The following is a 6,240-nucleotide window of genomic DNA, read 5'->3' as shown; positions in this document are numbered from 1 at the left end:
AGGGCGCCCAGTTCGTCACGAGCGCGACCGGGTCGTCGAAGGTCCCGGCGCCCGCCTTGAGCACGGCGGCGGTAAGCCCGAACGCGATGCCGGTGGCGGTGCCGAGCGCGGCGCCCGCGGCGTCGGGTCGGCGTCGGGCCGCGGCCAGGCAGCCGATGATCGTCAGCGCACACGCTCCCGCCACGGCCGAGGTGAACCTCGAACGCGCCGACTCGGCCGGCCGGTAGCGAGCTGGCTGGGAACTACGGGCGAGCAAGCTTCGAGCACCAGGTCGGGTTTGACTGTCCCAGCTCGGTGATCTCGCGGGCGCGGAGAAGCACTACGCGGCGTCGGTGACCTCGCGGCGCGCCATAGAACGCCGCACCGTTCGGTCATCGGCGCCCGCCTGGCCCGCGCGCAGGTCCGGCGGCACCGTCCCGAGCAGGCCGCCCGGACGCTGCTGGACCTGCCCGACGACCTAACAGCCGTTACCTCAAATGCGCGCAGGTGATCCTCGGCCAGCTCAGAACCGGGTGACAACCGCACCGAGAAGACAGCGGCGTACACAAGGCCGACCAACTCTTCGCCAATGTTCTCCGTACTGTTAACCCGCTCAATGCCTGATGAGTCGGCGACCCGCCCTACTGTCCAGCGGCCGGTCGAATTCGCCCCCATGCGCAGCCGTCTGCTGGAGTGGGCGCCACGGGTGTGGGAACAGAAGATATCGGACGGCCGGTACTCTACTCTAGATCATCCCAGCCCCACGGTTCGGCCTTCCCCCCGTCCCTTTGATAGCCGAACTCGGGGATTTCCTGTTGCTGGTCGATCTGGAGAAGTGAGAAATGCTCGGGATTGGGCAGCCGCTCCAGGATCGCGTCGATCTGCTGCTGGGCATTCTCTGCTCGAAGGGTCTCTAGGAGAAAGAGCACATCCTCCGGGGTGTCCAAGGCGACATAGTTCGCCGGGTCCCGGGTCAAAAGCGCATCAATCTGATCGTCTGCTGCTGCCCTGCGCAGGCTATGGAGCAGGTACGCCACAGCGGCCGGTTCGTTGAGTGACACCTGGGTCGCAGGACTGCGTCCCAGCACGGCAATACGATGGTTGGCCAGTCCCGGGCCCCGCAGATTGTCGAGCAACACCGCGACCAGGTTGGGATCATGTAGAGGAATGTCGACTACGGCGCGCTGGGCCAGGACGCTGGCCTGGTCGCGGTGCCCGAGCGCGACGAGTCTTGCCAGTAGTCTCGCGACGGCGGCCGGGTCTTCCAGGCTGACATGGGTGGCGGGGTCGCGCGCCAGCAGCACGGCCGTTTGCGCGGACGCCTGGGCCCGGTCGAGGTCCTCCAGCAAGGACGCGATTTCACGTGGATCCTGAAGTGGCATTGAGGCCGCGTGACGGGTGACCCGTTCGGCGAGCACACCGAGTTGCTGGTGTCCTCCTACCGCCTCTAGGCCGGCCATCAAGTCGGTGATGCCGTACGGGCGGGCCAGGACCACCTCGGCTGCGGGATCGCGGGCCAGCAGCGCTGCGACATCCCGCTCGGTACCGGGCTGGTCGAGGCTGAACAGCAGCACCGACACCATGAACGGGTCGCGGAGGGGCATCTCGGAGGCGGCACGGCGAGCGAGTGTCACGATCTGCTCCTGCACCGCGGGCTCGTAACCCAGGCCGGTCTGCGGCATCAGCATCGCGTTCAGGCTCTGAAACAGTTTCGCAACCTCCGCGACATCGTTCAGCGCGACTTGCACGGCCGGATTGCGGACTAGCACTGCCGCGACCTGCGCGTCGGCGCCCACGGCCTGCAGATCGCCCAGCAGAGCGCCTACCGCGGCCGGGGAATGGAGGGCCGCGTGTGTGACGCCCCATTGGGCTGGCCGGTCGTCGCCGGGATGAAGAGCGTGCATGCGGTGAATCAGTAGGCCTGCGGCGTGATCATCGCCATGGCCTGCCGCGATCTTGAACCTCTGGACGGCCTCGCGGTACAGGCCGCGTTTCCACGCGTCCTCGCCCAGCTCCCTCAATTCGCTGGTGCAGCGTGGCCCGTGTTGGTGCCGCGGCCCGGCTCCCGTGCCTGTCGTCACGCCTTCCCCTTTCCGGTCGTTACCGTATCTTTATGCCCTCGACGTGAACTTCTCGCAGACCCCGGCGACCGATCCGAGAGGGTTCTGCACGGCGGCGTGAGGAGGGCTTCGGCTGGTAAAGAGTCCTCATCGTATTGGCTTCCCGTCACCGTCAACCCGTCACCGTCAACCCGTCACCGTCAACCCGTCACCGTCAACGATGGTGAACGCGACCGCAGTGAAGCCTTCATGGGTCTGGGACTGGTGTTCAGCGTGCCAGCGGGCCACAGCGCCTTCCACTGCGAAGTCGGCGACGGGCCGAGACGATGCAGCTTGATTTGAGAGCGCCTCCTCATCGATGTCCCAGCACTGGGCCAAGGCGATCTCGCTGGGGGAGCGGCGGGCGGCAGCGAACTCGTCGTACGCGATGCCGCGGATTCCGGGCCGGGCAATGATCACGTCGGGGCTGGGGATGCGGCCGTTGAAGACGCCGGAATAATGAATCATCCGATGGCGATGCGCCGTACCGGGCTGGCGGTGAAGCCGCCGAGATCACCGGCATTCTCGCCCCACCGCCCGCGCCCACTGACGACGGGTCTCGGGGCTGGTTGGGCGGCGAGTCTGGACCGGCTCGCGGAGGACAGAGATCGTCGGCTACGGAGTGTGCGAGACAGGGGAAGCCGGCGATCGTCAGGGTGACGTCGATGGGCCCCGTGGAGGAACGGCAGTCCTGGGAACTATCGGGGGTCGGAGGCACCAGCACGGGCGAGGCCGCAGCTGAGTTCTGCCTGCCACGGTTCGCGATGGTCGTCGGTGCTGCTGTCGAAACGGCGACAGGCGTGTTCGAAACATCGCATGAAGTAACGGATTGTTTATATAGTGGTACTATAGGTCACTTTCTGCAGGTGGTCGCGGGGTTGGAGTATTGTCTCGGGTGGTGCGGCCGATCAGTGTGTGGGGGGATGACCGGCCGCACCTTCACCATCACAATCGGCGTCATCGTCTGAGTGATCGTCGTCGCGCTGTGCGGGCGGATGTGGGCCAGGAGGCGGGCGGCATGCCGGGTACTGGTGAGCGGGGTCACGGCTGAACTGGGGAAGTGCGCTTGGTTACATGCCCGGTCGATGGCGGCGAGGCGCTTGTCCCGTCCCAGAGGCTGCTGCAGGGGGCGTCGGTCTGGTCGCAGGGGAGCCGTACCGAACTAGGGGATGGTGTCGGGATTCGTTGCCTGCAAAAGTCAATGACACGGTACTCGGCGGGGTTGGCTGATGGCGACCTGGCTGTGGTCGCGCCTGCGGCCAGACTTGGCGCACCGGACGCGGCACCGGGCACCGAGAGCGGGGACCTTCGTGGGGCCGGGGTGGGTGCTGGTCGGTCCGGCCTGGTCAAATTGAACTTCCCCCAGTAGCACGGACACTGATGTTGCCCCGGTTTCACGGACTCGCTGGTGAGGAGATCGGGTTCGGCGAGTGGGTGGTTTCGAACTGTATCGGGCTCATGTGGTCCAGGGCGGAGTGGCGTCGGCGGCGGTTGTAGAACCCTTCGATGTATTCGAAGATCGCGTTGGCGAGTTCGACGCGGGTTCTCCAGCGTTGTCGGTCGAGCAGCTCGGTCTGCATGCGTGCCCAAAACGACTCGGCCACGGCATTGTCGTAGGGGTCGCCAACAGTGCCCAGGGACGGCAGCAGCCCGGCTCGGCGTGCGCGCTCGGTGAAGGTCCATGAGGTGAACTGGGTGCCGTGATCTGCGTGGATGATCCCGTCGGGGATCTGTCCGGCGGCACCGCGGGAATCGATCGCCATGCCCAGCGCCGAGGTGGCCAGGTCAGCTCGCTGCCGCGAATCGATGGCCCAGCCGACCACCCTTCGGGAGTAGGTGTCCAGGACCACGCAGCAGTAGAGCTTGCCCTCCCGGGTGGGATGCTCGGTGATGTCGGTAACCCACAACTGCTTCGGTTGGTCGCGGTGGAAGTTGCGTTTCACCAGGTCAGTAACCGTCGCCGATGCGGGAACCCGCTTCGCTCGACGACGCAGGGGCAGCCCCGCCAGGCCGGCCCGCTGCATCAGCACCGCCACCGTCTTGCGTGAGACGACCACGCCTTGGGCCTGGACGAGCTCAGCGCGCACTCGGGGCGATCCGTAGGTCTGTCGTGATGCATGGTGGATGGCGGTGATCTGATCGGTCAGCCACGCTTGGCGGATGGCGCGCGCCGAGGGCGGGCGAATGCGGGCGTCGTAGAAGCCCGACCGGGACACCCCGAGCGTGAGACAGGCCTGCTTGACCGGGACACCCTCAACGGCCAGCTCGGCCACCAGGGCGAAGCGGCCTTTTGGGGGCACCACCTGCTCGACCGCCACCGCGGCCTTCCGCAGAATGCCGCTAACTCGGTGAGCTCCCGTTCGGCGGCGGAGGCTCGGCGGCCGGCACCGAAGTTGGATCGGGTTGGCTGCCGTCCTGGATCACAGTCGCGTAGACGCGCTTGGCTTTGGAACCGATGTCGGCGGGCAGGTCCTCCAGCGCGTCCGGTGCAGCGCAGGCGAATGCCTGCAGAGCGTGGATGCAGGCCAGGGTCCAATCCCGGTGACGGTCGCTGAGGTCGCTGTCTCCGGGGTGCTCACGCTGGATCTGGCCGCTCTGGTAGCGGCCGGACCGCACCTTTCCGGGCGGCCGCCCGATGAGGCCATCGAGATAGTCGATGTCCTCCTGCCGCGGCTTCTGCGTGCGGGGGCACTCCTGGCTCGTCTGCATGTACCGCTTGAGCACGTCCGGATCGCAGCCGGCACGGAACGCCTGAGCGGCGTACAGGCCCACCAGCATGTCGAGCGTGTCTTGGGCATCGGTGATCCGGTAGAGCAGCATCCGAGGCCACTCCTCTTCAGCAGTGATCTGGCTGTAGAGCAGGACCTCCTGCAGCCGTTCGACGGTCTCGGTCACCAGATCGGCTGTCGCGGCGTGCAGCCCTTCGGGCATGAACTCGTTTCCCACGGCCGCAACGCTAGAGGCGCGCAGGCGCCCCGCCGGGCGATTTGAGCAGCCGATTGCCGAACGCGGACCCAACCAGTCCGACCCATCGCGCGCCCGGAACATGGGCGGCCACCGGGCCGGGTCGGCGACCGCATCCGGGTCCGCGCCGCCACCGGCCGCATCGCGCAACCCCCGCCACGAACTTGTAGCGAGCTATTAGGTGGGGTTGGTTCTGGCTGAGAAGGACCCCCGAGATGAACTTCACCCCAGAGCAGGTCCGAGAAAGGCGTAGCCGGCCCAGGAGGTCGATGTGCTCCCGGGCTGGCGGGACCGGCCGCCTCGGTGGTGGGGAAGGCGGTTGCGGTCGATCCGCCCGCCTGTCGGTGGGGTTGTCGGCGCTGTCGATCACCGCGGGGCGTCGCCGGGCCGCAACATGACGACGCTGAGCGACCAGGGTGTGGCGGGCGGAATGTTCAGGGGGCGGGTCAGGGCCATGGTGGCCATCCAGCGGCCGATGCAGCCCTGGCAGAACCGGCGGGGCTGGAGGCCGTTCCAGGACGGCGGGTCGAGGGCTTCTTCCACGATCTCGAAGTCGGCGTCCATCTCGCGGCACAGGCCACAGTCGTTGCGGGCGTGCGGGTAGGGCGGCACAGGCTCGGGGACGTTGCTCATGTCTGCAATTCTCTCCAACCCCCATCACCTTCGCCCACCCGCCACCCATCCCGATCCCTGGAGGACCGACGATCGCACCGTCACCGCGCTCATCGACGTCGCCCGGCGGCTGCACCTGCATCCCACCGATCTGGCTCCCGCATTCGTCGGCGTGCTCACCGACTGGCGCCGCGCCGCGCCGCCGGGCCGGATCGTGACCGGGGCGTCGAGCAGACCGGGGAACGGTCAGGTGAGCGGGGAGGGGATCCCGCCGGGGTCGAGCCCGCCGGGGTCGAGGAGGTCGTCGGGGCGTGCCACCGGCGCACGAGCTGGGTGATGGCCGACGGGCTGAACAGCGCCGTGGGCGCGACGTTCATGCCGAAGGCCTGGCAGATCGTCGGGCAGGCGGCCGGATCGATGGTGCCCGCCGCCACGACGTGGGTCGGCCAACCCGGCCGCCGCGACAGACCCCCGAAGGCCTGCGGTCCGGTGAGTTAGGTCGCCCGGACGCCCGCGAGGGTCTCGTCCAGGGGGTGCTCTCCGCCGCCACCTAACTCCGCTCCGGGCTCCAGCGGCCGCGGGGTGA

7 protein-coding genes are annotated in these 6,240 nt (G+C 67.8%); 1 reads left to right on the top strand and 6 read right to left on the bottom strand.

Features of this window, described 5'->3' with window-relative positions; genetic code table 11:
• The 6 genes from FXF65_RS38320 to FXF65_RS38295 all read right to left on the bottom strand — a co-directional run.
• Nucleotides 1-184, bottom strand: a 184-nt coding sequence (locus FXF65_RS38320; protein WP_222868965.1) for a hypothetical protein, incomplete at its 3' end; no start/stop codon positions are given.
• A 535-nt stretch (nucleotides 185-719) separates the two neighbouring features.
• Entirely contained in the window at nucleotides 720-2,060 is a 1,341-nt protein-coding gene (locus FXF65_RS38315) for a hypothetical protein (protein ID WP_148355159.1), read from the bottom strand.
• A 165-nt stretch (nucleotides 2,061-2,225) separates the two neighbouring features.
• The gene (locus FXF65_RS38310; RefSeq protein ID WP_148355157.1) at nucleotides 2,226-2,546 is read right to left on the bottom strand and encodes a hypothetical protein; all 321 of its coding nucleotides are present in this window, start codon (nucleotides 2,544-2,546) and stop codon (nucleotides 2,226-2,228) included.
• 926 nt (nucleotides 2,547-3,472) lie between these two features.
• A complete protein-coding gene (locus FXF65_RS38305; RefSeq protein WP_281288999.1) occupies nucleotides 3,473-4,411 on the bottom strand; it encodes an IS3 family transposase in 939 nt (312 codons plus the stop codon).
• Nucleotides 4,412-4,418: 7 nt separating this feature from the next.
• A complete protein-coding gene (locus FXF65_RS38300; RefSeq protein WP_148355154.1) occupies nucleotides 4,419-5,024 on the bottom strand; it encodes a hypothetical protein in 606 nt (201 codons plus the stop codon).
• Between the two features lie 384 nt (nucleotides 5,025-5,408).
• The gene (locus FXF65_RS38295; RefSeq protein ID WP_148355152.1) at nucleotides 5,409-5,675 is read right to left on the bottom strand and encodes a hypothetical protein; all 267 of its coding nucleotides are present in this window, start codon (nucleotides 5,673-5,675) and stop codon (nucleotides 5,409-5,411) included.
• A gap of 315 nt (nucleotides 5,676-5,990) precedes the next feature.
• Here FXF65_RS38295 and FXF65_RS44230 point away from each other — a divergent pair, with 315 nt between their 5' ends.
• The gene (locus FXF65_RS44230) at nucleotides 5,991-6,152 is read left to right on the top strand and encodes a hypothetical protein (RefSeq protein WP_187412751.1); all 162 of its coding nucleotides are present in this window, start codon (nucleotides 5,991-5,993) and stop codon (nucleotides 6,150-6,152) included.
• Nucleotides 6,153-6,240: the final 88 nt, after the last annotated feature.

The sequence above is a fragment of the Actinomadura syzygii genome (genome assembly GCF_008085905.1).
Lineage (GTDB): Bacteria > Actinomycetota > Actinomycetes > Streptosporangiales > Streptosporangiaceae > Spirillospora > Spirillospora syzygii.
This window is presented reverse-complemented; position numbering and strand designations above follow the sequence as displayed.